This window comes from Pseudomonas sp. LA5, assembly GCF_028640825.1.
Lineage (GTDB): Bacteria > Pseudomonadota > Gammaproteobacteria > Pseudomonadales > Pseudomonadaceae > Chryseomonas > Chryseomonas aestiva.
Window position 1 is genome coordinate 1 of the sequence record NZ_JAQYZY010000004.1, and the last position, 270, is coordinate 270.

The 270-nt window shown below is 63.7% G+C and carries 1 protein-coding gene; it reads right to left on the minus strand.

Going from position 1 to position 270, the window contains the following annotated elements; translation table 11 throughout:
• Positions 1-219, minus strand: a 219-nt coding sequence (locus tag PVZ72_RS00020) for a hypothetical protein (RefSeq protein ID WP_273860867.1), incomplete at its 3' end; no start/stop codon positions are given.
• Positions 220-270: the final 51 nt, after the last annotated feature.

A 270-nucleotide genomic window follows, 5' to 3' on the forward strand; every position in this document is an offset into this window, starting at 1 on the left:
CCGGTCCCAGGTCGATATCTCGAACGTCGGGTTGTAGCTCTGCACCACCGAGGACGAGTTCAGAAAGTCCCGGTTCAGAGCATCCAGGCGCTCCTGCCGGCGTAGATCCAGCGGCTTGACGTAGGGCGCCGGCTCGGCGTCCAGCTCCTGCCAGCCCGGCCGGAGCCAGCGGGCCCACTTCCCTGGCGGTGGAGTCGGAGTGCCGGGGTAACCGCTCATGTCACCGTAGATATCCACCTCGATAGTTTCACCGCGATAGATATAACCCTC